Genomic DNA, 16740 nt, shown 5'->3' on the forward strand with positions numbered 1-16740 from the left:
ACCACGACTGCCTCAAGGCTAGTTTGTCCATTTCTTAATCATGCAACAAAGCCATTTCGTGCATTACTACAATTGCGTCACAATGATTTTAGTGTTGCTAAATTATTGTGGGTAGTCATGCTGGTTTCTTTGTTGGGATTAGGGCTGGGGTTGTTTGTTAGTTGATTAACGTAAAGAACTTTAAAGTTCTATCTTTAGGCAGCGTAGATGATTACAAGATTAACAGCATTGAAATAAGGGATTCTTTACGCGCTCTTCGGTTAAACTCATTCCACTCAATCGACTGGTAGACTTCGTGATCCAGAAACGGCTATTTCAACTCATTACAGTTCTCTTGGGGATGGGGCTACTCCTTGATGTAGCGTCGCGTCTCGGAGCGGAAATTGTTTGGTTTCAAGAAGTTCGTTATCTCTCCGTATTCCTGCTCAAATTCCAGGTTCGACTGATTCTGGTAGGAATTGTGTCAGGGTGTACGGCAGGTTATTTGTTGGGGAATCTAGCGTTAGCTCAACGATGGAAATATTCTCATGTTCCCGACGAGGTGAACCAGGACAAGGAAATTAACGATGGACAGTCCGTTTTTGGATCACCGTATCAAGTAAAGCGTCAGCGTTCTGCCTCACTGCCCCGATCAACTCCTGCGTTGAGGCTACCGTTACTACTCTTCCTGACGCTAGGGCTAAGTTTGCTCGCTGGTTGTTTGCTGATTTATTATGGTCAGCTTGCCCTTGGCTACTGGCAGTCAGGGCCGACTCTCTCTGGAACGTTTGTTTCTCGCTTCAACCTGAATAACCTTTGGCAGGTTGGAACCCAGTTCACGGGGCAGGCTGCGTGGTTAGGCGGAGTGTTAGGCATCGCGATCGCTCTGTTAGTTTATTCCCGAGTTTTGCTGAAGACAATCGCGATCGCGCTCAGCGTCTTGTTTGGCTGGTTGCTATCTAAACAATGGGCCGTCGTCCTGCAATGTTTACATCCCACATCGTTCAATAATGCTGACCCCTTGTTTGGGCGAGATATCAGCTTCTACATCTTTACTTTACCGCTTTGGGAATTGCTGGACTTGTGGCTGTTTGGGCTGTTTTTCTATGCTTTCATTGAGATTGCACTGACCTATTTGCTGTCGGGAAATAGCCTCAGCCAGGGCAGTTTTCCAGGCTTTTCACCCGCTCAGAAACGACATCTCTGTGGAGTTGGTAGCGGGCTAATGGCTGCCATTGCGTTGAGTTACGGGTTGAGCCGATACGAATTGCTGTATTCGCTGCGTGGGGTAACATTTGGTGCCAGTTATACCGATGTGACCGCACAACTTCCGATCTATACGGGATTAAGCCTTCTGTCATTGGCGATCGCACTCTATCTTCTGTGGCGCACCGTCTTTTGGCAGCCCAAATCACCCCATCGGCACTGGGTCAACCTGGGACTAGGACTACTTGGCGTCCTAGTTGTCGCCGGAATTGTCGTTCCCGAAGCCATTCAGTATGTAGTTGTGCAGCCAAATGAGCTGGCGCAGGAGCGTCCCTTTATCCAACGCACGATCGCATTCACTCGGCAGGCATTTGGATTGGAAACCATTGATGCCACCAACTTCAATCCCCAGGGACAACTTGCAGAAGCCGATTTGAAAGCCAATGAGTTGGCCATCCGCAACATTCGCCTGTGGGATCAGCGTCCCCTGCTGCAAACGAATCGTCAATTGCAGCAAATTCGTCCCTACTACCGCTTTCTCGACGCGGATATCGATCGCTACACCCTCCAAACGGATGTGCCTGCTCGCCCGCCTGTGGCTTCTCCCAATCGTCCCGCACCGATCCCGCCTGCTCCCACTGAACAGCGACAGGTTCTAATTACCGCACGGGAACTCGATTACAATGCGGTTCCCCAAGAAGCTCAGACCTGGATAAACCAGCATTTAATCTACACGCATGGGTACGGTTTTACGCTTAGTCCGGTCAATACAATTGGGGCAGGTGGGCTGCCAGAGTATTTTGTTAAAGATATTACGGGTGGTGAAGCCGGAGCGCTGACAACATCCAGTCGTGCAATTCGTGCCAGCATCCCGATCGGGCAGCCCCGCATCTACTATGGCGAGATTGCCAACACCTATGTCATGACTCAAACCCGGACGCAGGAGTTGGATTATCCCAGCGGGAGTGACAACGCCTACAACGTCTACGATGGGCAAGGCGGCATCAACATCGGCTCCTGGTGGCGACGGAGCATGTTTGCTGTTTACCTGCGCGACTGGCGCTTATTCATCACTCGCGATTTTTTGCCAGAAACGAAGGTGTTGTTCCGCCGTAATATCAAATATCGAATTCAAGCGATCGCGCCGTTTCTGCGCTATGACAGCGATCCCTATTTAGTGACGGCCAATGCACAAACAGGTGTGCAAAAAACAGGGGAGCAGGAGCAGCATTACCTGTACTGGATTGTTGATGCCTATACAACGAGCGATCGCTATCCCTACTCCGATTTAGGCAGTCAAGGCATCAATTACATTCGCAATTCAGTCAAAGTTGTGATTGACGCTTATCACGGTTCTGTTGACTTTTATGTAGCTGATCCCAGTGATCCAATTATTACTACCTGGTCAAAAATCTTTCCCAGCCTATTCAAACCACTCAATACTATGCCTGCCAGTCTACGGAGCCACCTCCGCTATCCCGTAGACTTTTTCAAACTGCAATCAGAGCGGTTGATGACTTATCACATGACTGACCCACAGGTGTTCTATAACCGGGAAGACCAGTGGCAGATTCCGAATGAGGTGTATGGTGATGAGTCTCCTCCTGTCGAGCCGTATTACCTGATCACCAGTTTGCCTACTGTGCCGTTTGAAGAGTTTATTCTGCTACTGCCCTACACTCCTCGGCAACGGACAAATTTGATCGCCTGGTTAGCCGCCCGATCGGACGGTGAAAACTATGGCAAGTTGTTGCTGTACACGTTTCCCAAAGAACGGTTGGTCTATGGCCCTGAACAAATTGAGGCCCGAATTAATCAAGATCCAGTGATTTCTCAGCAAATTTCTCTTTGGAATCGTCAGGGGTCACGGGCCGTTCAAGGTAATTTGCTGATTATTCCGATCGAACAGTCCCTGCTGTATGTAGAACCGCTTTATCTGGAGGCGGCTCAAAATAGCTTGCCAACGCTAGTGCGTGTCATTGTTGCTTATGAGAATCGGATTGTAATGGCACCCACGTTAGAAGAAGCGCTACAAGCTATTTTCAAGCCCCAAGTTACTCCAGATGACACAATCATTCGTCCGGTTGAAGAATCAACAACAGGGCAGTAGGCAAGGGTAGTCCTAGTTTGAAAAAGCTAGAGGGAAATCAGGCAGGATAATGTCTATTAGACTTTGTTGAGAACATGGGGGAGAAAGGCTCGTCGTACTTCTGATGCACCCTTCAAGCTTGGCTCGATCGTAGCTGTGAACCAAGATGCATCGCCCCTTAGAAAGTGAGCATGGAGATCGACGAGTTGGCCATAGCGATCGGCAACGTCTTGAATCGCAGTGTTGATGCGCTGAAGATTTTTGCGAGCGATCGCTGGGTCAACCCCTAGGAAGTTGCGGTTGTCATCGCCCAACGTCGGATCGTACACATTCCCCAGCAGAACAGGGCGGATTGGCAACTGTTGCACGAATGTATCGAGAGCATTGGCAAAGGTCTTAATCCCTGCGTCTTTGTCCTGAATTAATCCACGTAGCAGATCGTTGCCACCAATTGTGATTAATGCAATTGCCCTTTCTTTAACTCTCAATCCCTGTACTTGAGAGGGCAATCCATCGACGGTCGCTCCATCACGGGCACGATGTTCGAGACGAGCAGTTCCACGCGATTCGAGATCCTGACCCTGAAATTCGGGAAACAAGCGATCGTCGTTCTGAACAAGGAGTTGCCCCGGATGAACACCAAACTCGTTGTATCGTCCGCAATCCAAAATTGAGTCGCCAAATGTGTAGAGTGTCACCATTGCTTGTTCACGTATTTGTTCACGTGGGTTACAGCCTAGGAGAGCTAGGACACTTGCTCCTCCAACCGCTTGAACAAACTGTCGTCGTGTGGATAGAAACGGAGCCATTACACTCTCCTCTTAGTTCGAGGCTAACATTAGGAGACGGCACACAATACTAAGCAGAAGATGGATTTACCGTCTGAAGCGCTCGATCTTGAAAACCGAATTGTGCCAATAATTGTCAGGTGCAGAACAGCTATAGACCCGTTGGAAACGTTTCTGGCATTTCTGTTGCTTCGGGTTCATCAGGGCGATCGAGCGGCTCGACTGCCCGGGTATTGTCGATATGAATTACCGCATCAAATTGAGCCGGAATTTTAGCCTGAAAGTAATGACTACTGCGCTCAGTTCGGGGTGAATAAATAACCCCGATCGCTCGTTCTAATCGTGATTTTTGCAGTCCGGCTGTGGCTGAGTTTTCCTCGCGTAGATTTAACCAAAACTGCGGCAGCTCAACCTGATGAAATACAGCTTCATAGCTTTCTGGTAAAGCTGGACGAACCTGCTTGATCTCTGCTGGATCACCCCAATGTGACGCAGCCGTCACCATTCCACTGTAGGTGGTAAAACCAATCAACACAGCCTCTTGTCCGTAGCGTTCTCGAACAAGTTGTCCTACATTCCACTCACCTGCTTTGCCCATTTGGGTTGCCCGTGCATCGCCCAAGTGAGAATTATGTGCCCAGACAACAATCTTGGGTTGTTTACCCTGTCGTTCAAAGTGAGCAACAAGATGGTCTAATGTCTCTGCCATGTGAGCATCACGCACATTCCAAGACGATCCCCGCCCCTGAAACATAGCGCGGTAATAGGCTTCTGCATTCTTCACCAAACGAGCATTTTGTTCTGCGTCAAAAAAATCATCTTCTGCCACTCTGCCATCCTGCTGAGCGTACTCTCCCATGCATCGTTGCAGTTCCATTAATTGATTAACCGCTTCATCTTCACAAGAATTGCTTAGTCCAAAGGTTGTGGCATACCCATAGCTTTTTGAGTCTTCTCCAGCGTGTTCAAAGCAGGAATAACGATGACGTGCCTGTGCTGCCGCTTCTGGGTCAACTTGTTCTAAGTACTTCAATACTGCTTGCATTGAGGCATACATGCTGTAGAGATCTAACCCGTAAAATCCTACTTTTGCGCCATAGTCAGGCAGGGTATCGTTATACTGGCGCAACCAAGTGATGAAGTTCAACACATCCGTATTCCGCCACATCCACAGGGGAAAGTCCTGGAAATCTGCTAATGCGTCAGCAGCGGTAGCATCTTTGCTAACGCCTCGAACAAAGCGATCGATGCGATCGGCATCAGGAAAGTCAGCTTCTACCGCTACTGCCGTAAACCCTTTTTCCTGAATCAACCGTTTTGTGATTTCGGCTCGTTGCTGATAAAACTCATGGGTTCCGTGAGATGCTTCCCCAATCAGTACAAACTGAGCATTGTCTATCAACTGCATCAACGGATCGTAGTCCTTCACTGATCCCGTTAACGGATGAGCAAACTTCCGTATTGCATCAATTGATTGAGAAATCGTCTCTTGAGACATTGCTTTCCACCTCCGGTCAGTTGGCTGTTTTATCAATTGCGATAAAGCAGTACAAGGTTTTCACGCGGGTTCTCTAAAATGCTGAACTAGGGTAGCTACTCTAAAACTTGTCTCGTTTGTGCAGTCTCTCTAGTTCGGGAATAGGAACTGAGGAACCAGATGAAGAGAATTGCAAAGGTCAGATCAATGACCCCTGAAATTAAATAAAACGGGTGAAGACTGCCAAGCAAAGTATGGTAAGCCAGCACAGCAAAAACACTAGATTGGGCAAGAATCCCCAGCCTAACAATGTCGTGATTTTGGGAAATATCCCGACCGACCCACCAGTAGCCAATGCCAATAATAAAAACCAGCCCATAAACCATTTGTGAGTACTCAGGATTCGCGAGGGGTTCAGTATTGAGCAACTCACGTATCCATCGATCGGCAACTAGAAATATGACTGCTTCAACCCAATTAATCACAGCCTTTGTTTGAAATACAAGTTTCCACGGAATTGAGTTATTCATAGAACTGACCTGAGGTTTCTCCCTATCTCTTCTACTGCTCTGATTCACTTGGCTCAGCGGAACTGCTGAAAAATTTTGTTGGTCTTGTAGCTTGCTTTTCGCGGCTTTGAACTCAGTCGCCATTTGCTTCTGCTGTTCGTGGCTAAAATTTTCCCTGACTGTTGGAAATATATTGTTTTCTTCGTGGTCAATGTGTTCTCGCGTTGCCTGTCTCAGCCGCTTAACTTGGGTTTTGAAGTCTGGATCAGAAGGGTCAAATGATCTCACTTCATCCAGCATCTCGATCACATGGTCAGTCTGATCAATAATTTCTTCGGTGTATTTGTAATACGGACGAACGGCTGGATAGAGAACTTGTTCTTCGGCCAGACCATGAATTTTGACATCCTGGTAGAGCTGCCCAAAATACTCTTGAATCTTTTGAGGATCGTCACTCCCTAAAATTTCCGCGAATAGGATATCTGACTTAGAATGATCCATCAGAAGAAGATCACGAATACTCATCTCATCATCTGTGCGAGTGACCACGCTGCCAGCTACACCTGTAAGAGCTGCGATCGCATCTTCAACCCGTGCCCACAGCCCCTGATCCGCTTCCTGTCCGGTCAGTTCACGCACTCCCAAGATTTCTAGCATTCCTTTGAGTTGTTCTTGGTGAGCGCGGTTTTCAAAATTGACAGTATGTAGAGGAGCAATTGCTGCTTCAACATCAGCCCCGACGACTTGTGCTGCTTTGTGAATCGTTAGCCCTGCCATCGTCTGCTGATGCTTCAGCAATTCATGCTGAAGGACTTTCTCAGACAGAGTTAGCTTAGAATCTTCCATTAAGCTTTGGGTGTCCGCAAGTCGCTGCCGAACGCTCTCCTTCAGCTCACCCTGAACTCCATACTGAATCATTACCGTGTCAAGAATGTCCAAGTTCTGCTGATCCTGTTCCAGCATCTCCTGTAGCCGCTGACGAATTTTGGTATCGTCGATCGCACCCATCAGCAGTTGATCATTAGAAATCAGCACGTTCTGCAATGCTTTCATTTCTGCCAATTGCATAGCGATCGCTATCCGCTTTGTATCATCGATCGTGATTGCCATATTTCATTTCCCTCCAGCAAATGTCAAGGGGTTTTTGTGAAGCTCGATCGTGGTTTCTACTACCCTTTGCAAAGTTCAATCTGGAAGGTTTGTAGCCGGATCAATAGGCATTTTAGTGGAATCGGTGTCAGGCAATGTTCCTTGCAGGGAGTCTTGACGATCGGCAGGAACATCTGGATTATTATGAAGATTAACTGAACCCTTTTCTGCTGACGGGTCATCAGTAGAAAACGCTCCCATTTCACCAGCAACTCCAGCCGTTTTCGGGTCGCCTGCTCCAGTTGTATCTGAGAAATTGGTGGCGATCGCATTGTTAACAGGCTCTCCCTCTGGTTGGGTTCCTCCTGCTTCTACATGCGCGTCTAGCATTGCACTGCCTTGCACATTCTGAGGTGTTAATGGTTGGGATTGTTGTGATGCCACAACGGATTGATCCGGATTTGTAGCTTGATTGGACAGTGATGGGTCACTCATTGTTTTCTCCTTTATATTCCATGCGTGTAGAGGTTATTGCAATTGTTCTGCTACTTTCTGCTCATACACAAACAACATGATGTTCTGGGTTACTAGCTGATCACCGTTATTCACTGGGCAGTGTGAGCAGCTTACTCACGCTGCAACCCCGTATCATCTTTACCGTGAACTATTACTTTTGGTTGCCCTGATTTTTGAAGAGAGGAATTGCGCTTGGTCTTATTGTTCGGCTTTACTTGCATGAACAGGATCTTTGTCCTTGCGGGTGAAGACAGCGGGTTCTGACAAATCTGCCGTCATATAGGCAACTGCCATATCCTGCGAATTGTATGCCCAGCCGATTCGTCCTTGCCGATCAAGCACAATACAACCCGCTTCTCCTTCCACCCGTTCCATTAAGGTGTCGATCGCATGTTGGGCGGCTTTATCAGGATGACTTCCATCCGCTAATGCATCGATTGCCGTCTTTGCTAGCACGACTGGAATAATCGACTCACCATCTCCTGTGGTCGAGCAAGCGCCCAATCGATTGTCCGCATACAGCCCACAGCCTACTAATGCCGTGTCCCCGATCCGGCCTTGAGCCTGCCCAGTTGTTCCGCCCGTTGAGGTGCCAGCAGCGAGATTGCCGTTCGCATCCAGCGCTACACAGCCAACCGTATTGGGACGGTCTACAACTTCAGCTTCCTCTTTCCACTCCTGGTACTGTTCTTCACTAATCAGGGCTTCTTTAGCACACATCTCCAGCCCATGTTCGAGGGCAAAGCGTTCTGCGCCTCGTGCCACCAGCAACCGGGGTTTGTCTTCCATAACTTTATGAGCGGCACTGATGGGATGGCGGACTCCCTGTACGGCTCCCACAGCTCCCCAGCCTAAGGTTGCACCATCCATCATCGCGGCATCCAGCTCAACTCCGCCCTCACTGTTGAGAGTTGAACCCAAGCTCGCATTAAACGTTTGATCAGATTCAAGGACACGAATGGCTGCCTCAACCACTTGTGCCGCACTACCGCCACTCTGAAGCACGTTCCAACCCGCTTCTGCCGCTGCTCGACATCCTGCGTGATTCGCCGCTACTTTGTCTTCTGAAATTTCTTTTGCTCCACCATGAACAATAATTGCTGGTTTCACGTTATTCATCTTCACCCTAGTCCAATACTTACCTAGAAATTGTCAAGTCATGACAGCGATCGCCGCTTTGGTTGTGTTGTAGACCTGACGATTAGCTTCGATGCCATGTCATAAAGACCAATTAATCCCGTCTTTAACAAGGGCGACCGATCGTCCCAGTACAGGTCTACAGCACTACTACCGCTTTAAACCCCTCTATATCTTCTACCTAGTAGTAAAAAATATAGAGTGGCAATTGAGGCGATCTCCATCAACTACTTCCATCAATTACCGTAACGGCTGCCTTTCAGCGGATTCTCTATCCCAGGAACGGCACTGATGTTGCTTAAAGGATGAGATTTGATTAAGCGAAGTAGTTTATCTCTAGCAAAGTTCCTTCGCCCTCACGCCCACTTTTCTCCCAACCTTAGTCCGTTACTACACGTCTCTTTGAATGGGTGCAGAATCTAAGCCCTTAGGTTCTAATTTTGGCTAGATAAAATAATTAAGCGCGGTAGGCAAATTCTCTGTTATTGTTCATAATCGGAATGAGTTTGCGTTAAGTAGTTCCAGTCTAGTGTCACAAAGGGTCAGTTGAAAGCGATGTTGCACTCTAACGGGTTTGATTCGGAAAACAGTCACAAGCAGTTTGAACTACCAGGAGCGCGTCCTCACTACAATCCCGATCGTCCCGGTCAAGTTGAGCATATTTTTCTAGATTTGACGCTCGACATTCCGAATCAGTCCTTTGAAGGCACGTGTACAACTCGACTGAAGCCGATTCACGATCGCATCGATCGCTTAACCCTCGATGCGGTCAATCTGAAAATTGAATCCGTCAAAATTGGCGACATTGATCAACCGTTTGACTACGATGGCGAACAGGTGCAGGTGTTTCTGCAACAGCCGACTCAAGCAGGCGTGAGCTTCGAGCTTGCGATCTCGTACCGGGCTGATCACCCCCAACGCGGCATGTACTTCATTGCACCCGAAGAACATTACCCCAACAAACCCGTTCAAGTGTGGACGCAAGGAGAGGATGAAGACTCGCGATTCTGGTTTCCGTGCTTTGACTATCCTGGACAACTCGCAACCTCTGAAATTTGCGTCCGAGTGCCCAAGCAGTACATAGCCATCTCGAATGGTGAACTGATTGGAACGCAGGCAGACGGCGATTTCAAGCTCTATCACTGGCGACAGAACGAAGTGCATCCTTCCTATCTAATCACGCTGGCAGTGGGCGACTTTGCCGCATTGCAGGATGAGTGGAACGGTAAACCTGTGACCTATTATGTCGAGCGAGGACGGGAACAACAAGCGCGGCTGAGCATGAGCAAAACGCCGCAGATGATCGAGTTCTTTAGCCAGAAATATGGCTATCCCTATCCGTTTCCGAAATATGCTCAGGTCTGTGTCGATGACTTTATTTTTGGCGGCATGGAGAATACGTCTACCACGCTGCTTACCGATCGCTGTTTGCTAGACGAACGTGCGGCGATCGATAACCTCAATACCGAAATGCTTGTCGCTCACGAACTGGCGCATCAATGGTTCGGCGATTTAGTGGTGATCAAACATTGGTCTCATGCGTGGATCAAAGAAGGCATGGCATCTTACGCCGAAGTGATGTGGACCGAGAAAGAATATGGGGCGGATGCTGCTGCTTATTATTTGCTCGGTCAAGCGCAGGAATATTTAGATGAAGACTCGTCGCGCTATCGGCGATCGTTGGTAACGCATGTATACCGCGAAGCGATCGAACTCTACGATCGCCACATCTACGAGAAAGGATCGTGTGTTTATCACATGATTCGTCGGGAGCTTGGCGACGAATTATTTTATAAAACAATCTCAACCTTCTTAAATGACAATGCTCATCGCACTGTGGAAACAGTCGATCTGCTACGTGCGATCGAGAAGACAACAGGACGCAATTTGATGTTTCTGTTCGATCAGTATGTCTATCGCGGTGGACATCCTGATTATAAAGTTGTTTACGCTTGGGATGCAGATAGTAGTTTGGCGAAGGTCACAGTAACGCAAACGCAAGCAGAACTTTTTGATCTCAAAATTCCAATTGCCATAGGTTACATTCAAGAAAATGCTGAGCCAACATTAAAAACATTTAATGTCAGAATTCATGAGAAAGAGCAAAGTTTCTATTTCCCATTAGAAAAGAAACCTGATTTTGTCAGTTTTGATGTGGGGAATCACTATCTCAAAACGGTTGAATTAGAGTATCCATTTCCAGAACTAAAAGCACAACTGCAGGCTGATCCTGATCCGATTTCTCAGATGCATGCCGCCGCCGCGATCGCGAAGAAAGGCGGATTAGAAGCTGTGAACGTGTTATCCGATGCCGTTCAAAATGCGGCATTTTGGGGTATTCGCGCCTATGCGGTGCGGAGTCTTGCCACCATCAAACTCGATCAAGCCGTCGAAGGCGTGCTGGCTGGATTGCACGATCCTAATGCTAGGGTTCGACGGGCAACGGTGGAGAGCTTAGGGCAAATTTCTGCCGATGACAGCTACACAGCGCTTAAGTCTCTAGTAGAGCAAGGTGACGCGAGCTACTACGTAGAAGCGGCGGCGTTGCGGAGTTTAGGGCGAGTGGCGGCAACGGGTAGTGAGACACGAGAAGCGGATGTATTGCAGGTGATTAATCGCGTTTTGAAAGAGCGTCAAGGCTGGAATGAAGTTGTGCGATCGGGCGCGATCACTGCCCTCAGTCATCTCAAAACCTCCGAAGCCGCTCTCAACCTAATTCTGGAATACACACAGCCCGGAGTACCACAACCGTTGCGCTTAGCCTCGATTCGCTCCTTGGGCACAATTTCAACTGGGCAAACCAACGTCAACGTTGAGCGCATTTTAGAGCGGCTAAACGTCCTATCACGAGAAACGTTTTTCTTGACTCAGGTCGCGGTCGCGATCGCGCTGGGACAAATGGAAACGATCAAAGCCGTCAGAGTGCTGCAATCGCTGGCAGATCAAACGCCTGATGGTCGTGTGCGTCGCATTGCCGAAGAATCGATTCAAACGGTTCAGAAAAATGCAGGGTCTGATAAAGCTGTGAAGCAATTGCGGGAAGAGCTTGACCAACTGAAGAAAGAGAATCAAGACCTCAAGAGTCGGTTGGAAACCTTGGAGGCGAAGGCAAGGTAGGGAGGCCTGTGCCTGCGTTGCCCCAGGAGAAATAAGCGGAATGGCAAGAAGTATCAACAAGGTAATGTGGAGGACTTTTAGGTAAATCTGGCGGGAGATAGGGAATCGAGGAGTGGATCGCGTTGACTTGTGACGTGAACGGTGAATCGTCTCGCTAACGGAGGTACGATCGCTAGGGGATTGCTAAAGCCTGAGAAGAGATGGAGTCCTTCATGTCCTGGAATTGCACCAATCAGCGGTAAGCGATCGCGACTAAACGCAATCAGACAGTGATGCCATTTCCCTGGAATACCTTCTAGCTTCGGTAAAACATGACCGATGTTGTGCCGCAATGCTGCCTCACTTTGAGCCGCATCAATTACTGCGTTCTCGCTGGTGAGGGTGCGACTAATTTGACCAATGCGGATTCTGCCATCCAAAAATTGAACGGCTCCAGCATCTAGAATGGCAGGCGCAGGCTCGTTGTCAGGCGTATCCCACAGCGCTTCGACCTCTGAACGAGTCGCATCGGCTTCTAGGGCAAAACGCTCAGCTGCGGCAGGCATCACAAGCGTATTTAAACGTAAATCAACGGGCGGAGTTTCAATGAGTTCAGCGTGGGTAAAGTATTGCTTGACAGTAATTCCAACGTCTTTAAGGAAGTGCCGAGTCACCCCTCCAGTGCAAAGGGCAACGTTTTTTGCGCAGAACGTTTGAGTAGGCGTGACCACTCCTGTAATGGTTCCTATGCTGTTTTTTTGTAGGTGGGCCACTTGAGCAATTTTCAACTCTCCGCCCAGCCTCTCAAAGGCTTGAATGTATGCCTGGGTCGTGCGCTCGGTTTCAATGTGTCCATGTTTGACTGTTAACGCACCTGCGATCGCGTCGGCATTCAATAAAGGCTCTAGCTGACAAGCTTCTTGCACCGTCAGAAGCGTCGGCGGAATCGCGAAATGGACATAATTTTCCGCGATTTCTGCTGGATCATGTTGCGCTGAAATCGTGAGCAGCAAATCCACTTCTCGAAATTGAGTATCAGCGTCGAGTTCAGCAGAGAGCGATCGATGAATTTCGATGCCTTCAGCGCACAGTTGTTTCGTTAACTCTGTTGTGCCTGACCAGTAAGCAATCCCGCCGTAGCTAAAGCGAGTTGCTGAGTGCGGCTGCAGGGCTTGGTCAAGTAAGAGAACGGAATGTTGCTTGGCTAGTTCATAAGCAAGTGCTGCACCTGTAATTCCTGCACCGATAACAATCCAATCATGCATAAGTAGTAGCCGACCAAAAGAACCCTACTGTTCACTTTGAAATAGATCTTGCAAATTTGCAATTAGTTAGCACTCAAGCCATTCAGCAATGCTTTTCCGTAATAGCACTGGAAACTTCATTAAAAAAGCGCCTCAGTACTATTACGTCTGCAATTCATGTCTGCATTTTCAGTATTAATTCGGACGCAGACAAAAACGATCGCTCATTTGTGAATATTGCGTATACGATGCATTTGATAAGTTGTCCAAACTCTACTGGACAGCTTTGCTCGTACCAATCCATCTGAAGCCTAAACCTCACAAATAAATCAGAAACGAAACTCTAGAAAAGAAATCTCAAAGTAGCCTTCGATCGAATCAATTCAATTCAAATCGAAGACTTACTCTGTTGAAAATTAAAATTTTAGAGTTAAAAAATAAGGCTTTATTTATTAAATTGATTTGTGTATCTTTCATAAATTTTGGGTAGGCTAAACTCGTTGAACCTCAGAAGAATTATTGAGACCCAATAGTTTTCTCTGTGTTAACACTTAAATGTTTGAGCTTTTATGATCAAACATCTGAACGTGAATTAAATTGAGTACTGTGCGTTAGCATCGGCACCATTGCCACTATTTTTGATGCTAAACCTGGTCATCAAACTAACTTTTAGTGGGCTAACAAAGCTGTGGTTAACGGTCTAAAGAATCTGGTTTCAAGAAAGTCCAAGGGGGTTGGTATAGAACTCGCCCCCGATCGCATCAATATCGTGCAGTTACGCAAGCAAGGACAAGGGTTCAAGCTGGCAAACTACATTACGGTTCCGGTTCCAGAAGGGGTGTTTAAGGAGGGTGAAATCGTTGATCCGTCTGCAATGGCTGAACTAATCCAAACTGCCTTAGCAGAAAACAAAATTAAGGTAAAGCGGGCAGCGACTGCCATTCCAGGAGGGCGGGATACCGTCACTCGAATTATTCCAGTTCCGGCAGAACTCGACGATCGAGAACTGCGCGAAATGGTGCTGAATCAAGAAGCCGGACTTTATCTGCCGTTTCCTCGCGAAGAAGCCGATGTCGATTATCAAAAACTTGGATTATTTATTGATGAAGACGGTATCGAAAAAGTTCAAGTCTTGTTAGTTGCTACTCGTAAAGAAATTACTGACAGCTATCTCGCAACCTTTCAACAAGCTGGATTGGAAGTTGATGTTTTAGAAATTAGCAGTTTCTCGTTAATTCGCACCATTCGAGAACAATTGCGACAGTTTGCGCCCCAAGAAGCGGTGGCATTAGTCGATATCGAATTCGAGAGTACAGAAATCTCGATCGCAGTAGATGGTGTACCGCAATTTTCGCGGACAGTGCCGATTGGGACGTTTCAAATTCAAGGGGCACTGTCGCGGGCGATGAATTTGCCGCTGTCCCGCAACGCAGATTTGCTGCAAGGCATGACGGTTCCCCTCAATACGATGGAGACTGTCGGTGCGCCCCGTGGTGGAGGCGGGGGCACGAGTCCCGGAGCCGCCGCAATGATGCGGGTGTTGGGAGAACTGGCAGACGAACTGCGCCGCTCGATTGATTTCTATCTCAACCAGGGCGACAACTTGGAAGTCGCACAGCTTCTACTGGCAGGACCAGGAGCCGCGATCGGGCAACTTGACGAATTCTTTACCCAACGCTTGAGCTTGCCCTGTAGCCAGATCGATCCAGTGGCGGCACTGTCGCTCGAAGCGGCAGAAATTTCTGAGGCTGCCAGACCTGGATTGGGCGTGGTGTTGGGATTAGGACTGCGGGAGGCATGGTGAAATGTATAGTTTAGATGTCAATTTTCTCAATGATCGACCGGAACTCAAACCGAATAGCCGTCGGTTAAGTCGGTCTCCAAAGCTTGTAATTTCTAGCGCTGACAAGCGCCCGATGTACATCGGGTTGGCGGCTCTAATTGCCTTTCCGGTGTTTGCTGGAGCCGTTTATGGTGTTCTAGCTTGGAGGACTGGAGACTTAGAGCAACAGCAGGCAGCCCTAGACAGCCAGTTAGGCAACCTAGAAATAGAGAAGAAAAACTTAGCGACGATTGAGGCGCAAGCCAAGCAAGCAACAGACGAAGCGCAGGCACTCGCAACGGTGTTTAACCAAATTAAGCCGTGGTCAGCGATGGCACAAGACATCCGCGATCGCTTACCGGCCAATGTCCAGCTTCTCGCGATCAAGCAACTGGAGGCTAAAGATCAGGGGAGCGCCCCGGCGGGAAGTGCCAAAGTGCCAAACACTGTACAAATTGATGGCTTTGCTAATTCCTTTAACGATGTCAACGATTTTCTGCTGACGCTGCAACAGTCTAACTTTCTGAGACCAGAGATCACGAAGATTGTGGATGCTCATTTGGGAGAAGATCGGACGCTGCAAACGCCCGACATGCCGAATGTTCCGTTTAAGCGTAGTGGCGGGGCAATCAAGCTACCAAAGCAGGTTCAGTTTTCGATCGTGACAGCGGTGAGCGAAGTTCCGGCGTCTGACTTGATTCGAGAACTCGATCGCAAAGGCGCGGTCGGGCTAGTCACTCGGATCGAAGCGTTGCAGGATCGGGGCGTGATTCAAACCGCTTCGACTCAGCCTGCGAAGAGCGCAGCAGACATGAAGGCAACGAGCCAAGACAAGGGAGCGAAGAAACCATGATGAATGGGGATTTTATTCAAGACTCAGAGTTTGAGTCACCCAACTACCCAACAGTATTTGGGCTAACAATGACTCCGGTAGTACAGGGCGTCTTGTTTGGTTTAGGCGGAGTGATTGCGTGTGGGGCCATGATGGTGTATTTGGTTAGCCCAACCTGGGAGACCTACCAAGCACTCGATGCCAAGGTGAAAGAGAAAAGTGAACAGGTTAAGCAACAAGATGCGATTCGTCAGCAGATTAAAGCGGCGAAAGTTCGATTAGAGAAATCGAAGCAACAGCGCGAACAGGTTTATGCGTTGTTTGCCAATGAAAAATCGATGGATACGCTGTTGCTCGATCTAAACCAACAAATTGAGAAAAACAACGTTGGATTACTGGCTGCAAAACAATCAAAGCTAAACGCTTGCCCGATTTATGTCCGGGAAGCGTTTGCCAGCAGCGATGGTGCAGATCAGTTTACGCAAAAGTTTGGGCCATTGGTTGCCCAAGCACAACTGAACAAGTTTAAGCCCAGCGAAAAGGGAGTCGAAGTTGTAAATGACGGCTCGTTAGGCGCAGCAGTTGACAACAAGCTGAAGCGGCAATCGATCAATGTGGAGTTTCAGGGCAATTTCAACCAAACCCAATCAATTTTTAGAACAATCGAGCGGCTGCAACCGTTGCTGCTGGTCAGAAATCTGGATGTGAAGGTGGGCGACGGAGCCAAGACAGGAACGCAGCTAGTGGAATTTGAACCTGATGGGCGAATTCGCTATCTCACGAACTGTCAACCGGACACGAAGATTACGACCTCGTTTCAGATGCAGGCGTTGTTGCCCTTAACGGATGTCGATCGCAAGGCGATCGCAGCAGTGCCTACTCCTTCACCCGGAGCCGCAAAATAACCTCACATCGAGTAATCCCAGACCGGAAGTAAGCGCACTGTCTTTCTTCCT

The 16740-nt window shown here is 48.3% G+C and carries 11 protein-coding genes; 5 read left to right on the forward strand and 6 right to left on the reverse strand.

Features of this window, described 5'->3' with window-relative positions; translation table 11 throughout:
• The first annotated feature begins 295 nt into the window (after positions 1–295).
• Positions 296–3295 carry a UPF0182 family protein gene (locus AC5I6P_RS10690; protein WP_495693740.1) on the forward strand — a complete coding sequence of 1000 codons (3000 nt, stop codon included), beginning with the start codon at positions 296–298 and terminating at the stop codon, positions 3293–3295.
• Positions 3296–3351: 56 nt separating this feature from the next.
• Here AC5I6P_RS10690 and AC5I6P_RS10695 read toward each other — a convergent pair whose 3' ends face one another.
• The 5 genes from AC5I6P_RS10695 to AC5I6P_RS10715 form a co-directional block, all read right to left on the reverse strand.
• Entirely contained in the window at positions 3352–4083 is a 732-nt protein-coding gene (locus AC5I6P_RS10695; RefSeq protein WP_495693741.1) for an SGNH/GDSL hydrolase family protein, read from the reverse strand.
• Between the two features lie 130 nt (positions 4084–4213).
• Positions 4214–5560 carry an erythromycin esterase family protein gene (locus tag AC5I6P_RS10700; protein ID WP_495693742.1) on the reverse strand — a complete coding sequence of 449 codons (1347 nt, stop codon included), beginning with the start codon at positions 5558–5560 and terminating at the stop codon, positions 4214–4216.
• Between the two features lie 95 nt (positions 5561–5655).
• On the reverse strand, positions 5656–7158 hold the full coding sequence (locus AC5I6P_RS10705) for a hemerythrin domain-containing protein (protein WP_495693743.1): 1503 nt from the start codon (positions 7156–7158) through the stop codon (positions 5656–5658).
• Positions 7159–7233: 75 nt separating this feature from the next.
• The gene (locus AC5I6P_RS10710; RefSeq protein ID WP_495693744.1) at positions 7234–7632 is read right to left on the reverse strand and encodes a hypothetical protein; all 399 of its coding nucleotides are present in this window, start codon (positions 7630–7632) and stop codon (positions 7234–7236) included.
• Between the two features lie 219 nt (positions 7633–7851).
• Positions 7852–8772 (reverse strand): isoaspartyl peptidase/L-asparaginase family protein, encoded by a 921-nt coding sequence (locus AC5I6P_RS10715; protein WP_495693745.1) that lies wholly within the window; start codon positions 8770–8772, stop codon positions 7852–7854.
• 573 nt (positions 8773–9345) lie between these two features.
• Between AC5I6P_RS10715 and AC5I6P_RS10720 the strand changes: the two genes are divergently transcribed.
• Positions 9346–11907 (forward strand): M1 family aminopeptidase, encoded by a 2562-nt coding sequence (locus AC5I6P_RS10720; RefSeq protein WP_495693746.1) that lies wholly within the window; start codon positions 9346–9348, stop codon positions 11905–11907.
• A gap of 77 nt (positions 11908–11984) precedes the next feature.
• Here AC5I6P_RS10720 and AC5I6P_RS10725 read toward each other — a convergent pair whose 3' ends face one another.
• Positions 11985–13151, reverse strand: a complete 1167-nt coding sequence (locus AC5I6P_RS10725) for an NAD(P)/FAD-dependent oxidoreductase (RefSeq protein WP_495693747.1) — start codon at positions 13149–13151, stop codon at positions 11985–11987.
• A gap of 667 nt (positions 13152–13818) precedes the next feature.
• On the opposite strand from AC5I6P_RS10725, the gene pilM reads away from it, so the two are divergent.
• Genes pilM through AC5I6P_RS10740 form a run of 3 tightly spaced genes read left to right on the forward strand, consistent with a single transcriptional unit; the run spans position 13819 to position 16689 of the window.
• Positions 13819–14934 (forward strand): type IV pilus assembly protein PilM, encoded by a 1116-nt coding sequence (pilM, locus tag AC5I6P_RS10730; RefSeq protein ID WP_495693748.1) that lies wholly within the window; start codon positions 13819–13821, stop codon positions 14932–14934.
• A gap of 1 nt (position 14935) precedes the next feature.
• Positions 14936–15805 carry a PilN domain-containing protein gene (locus AC5I6P_RS10735; protein WP_495693749.1) on the forward strand — a complete coding sequence of 290 codons (870 nt, stop codon included), beginning with the start codon at positions 14936–14938 and terminating at the stop codon, positions 15803–15805.
• The gene (locus AC5I6P_RS10740; protein WP_495693750.1) at positions 15802–16689 is read left to right on the forward strand and encodes a hypothetical protein; all 888 of its coding nucleotides are present in this window, start codon (positions 15802–15804) and stop codon (positions 16687–16689) included. The genes AC5I6P_RS10735 and AC5I6P_RS10740 overlap by 4 nt, the downstream gene beginning before the upstream one ends.
• Positions 16690–16740 lie beyond the last annotated feature (51 nt).

The sequence above is a fragment of the Myxacorys sp. genome (assembly GCF_059501405.1).

Bases quoted from the DNA above. Each gene is read 5' to 3' on its own strand.
- AC5I6P_RS10715 (WP_495693745.1), bottom strand. From the start codon at position 8,772: ATGAATAACGTGAAACCAGCAATTATTGTTCATGGTGGAGCAAAAGAA.
- AC5I6P_RS10705 (WP_495693743.1), bottom strand. From the start codon at position 7,158: ATGGCAATCACGATCGATGATACAAAGCGGATAGCGATCGCTATGCAA.
- AC5I6P_RS10735 (WP_495693749.1), top strand. From the start codon at position 14,936: ATGTATAGTTTAGATGTCAATTTTCTCAATGATCGACCGGAACTCAAA.
- AC5I6P_RS10720 (WP_495693746.1), top strand. From the start codon at position 9,346: ATGTTGCACTCTAACGGGTTTGATTCGGAAAACAGTCACAAGCAGTTT.
- AC5I6P_RS10695 (WP_495693741.1), bottom strand. From the start codon at position 4,083: ATGGCTCCGTTTCTATCCACACGACGACAGTTTGTTCAAGCGGTTGGA.
- AC5I6P_RS10700 (WP_495693742.1), bottom strand. From the start codon at position 5,560: ATGTCTCAAGAGACGATTTCTCAATCAATTGATGCAATACGGAAGTTT.
- AC5I6P_RS10740 (WP_495693750.1), top strand. From the start codon at position 15,802: ATGATGAATGGGGATTTTATTCAAGACTCAGAGTTTGAGTCACCCAAC.
- AC5I6P_RS10710 (WP_495693744.1), bottom strand. From the start codon at position 7,632: ATGAGTGACCCATCACTGTCCAATCAAGCTACAAATCCGGATCAATCC.
- AC5I6P_RS10725 (WP_495693747.1), bottom strand. From the start codon at position 13,151: ATGCATGATTGGATTGTTATCGGTGCAGGAATTACAGGTGCAGCACTT.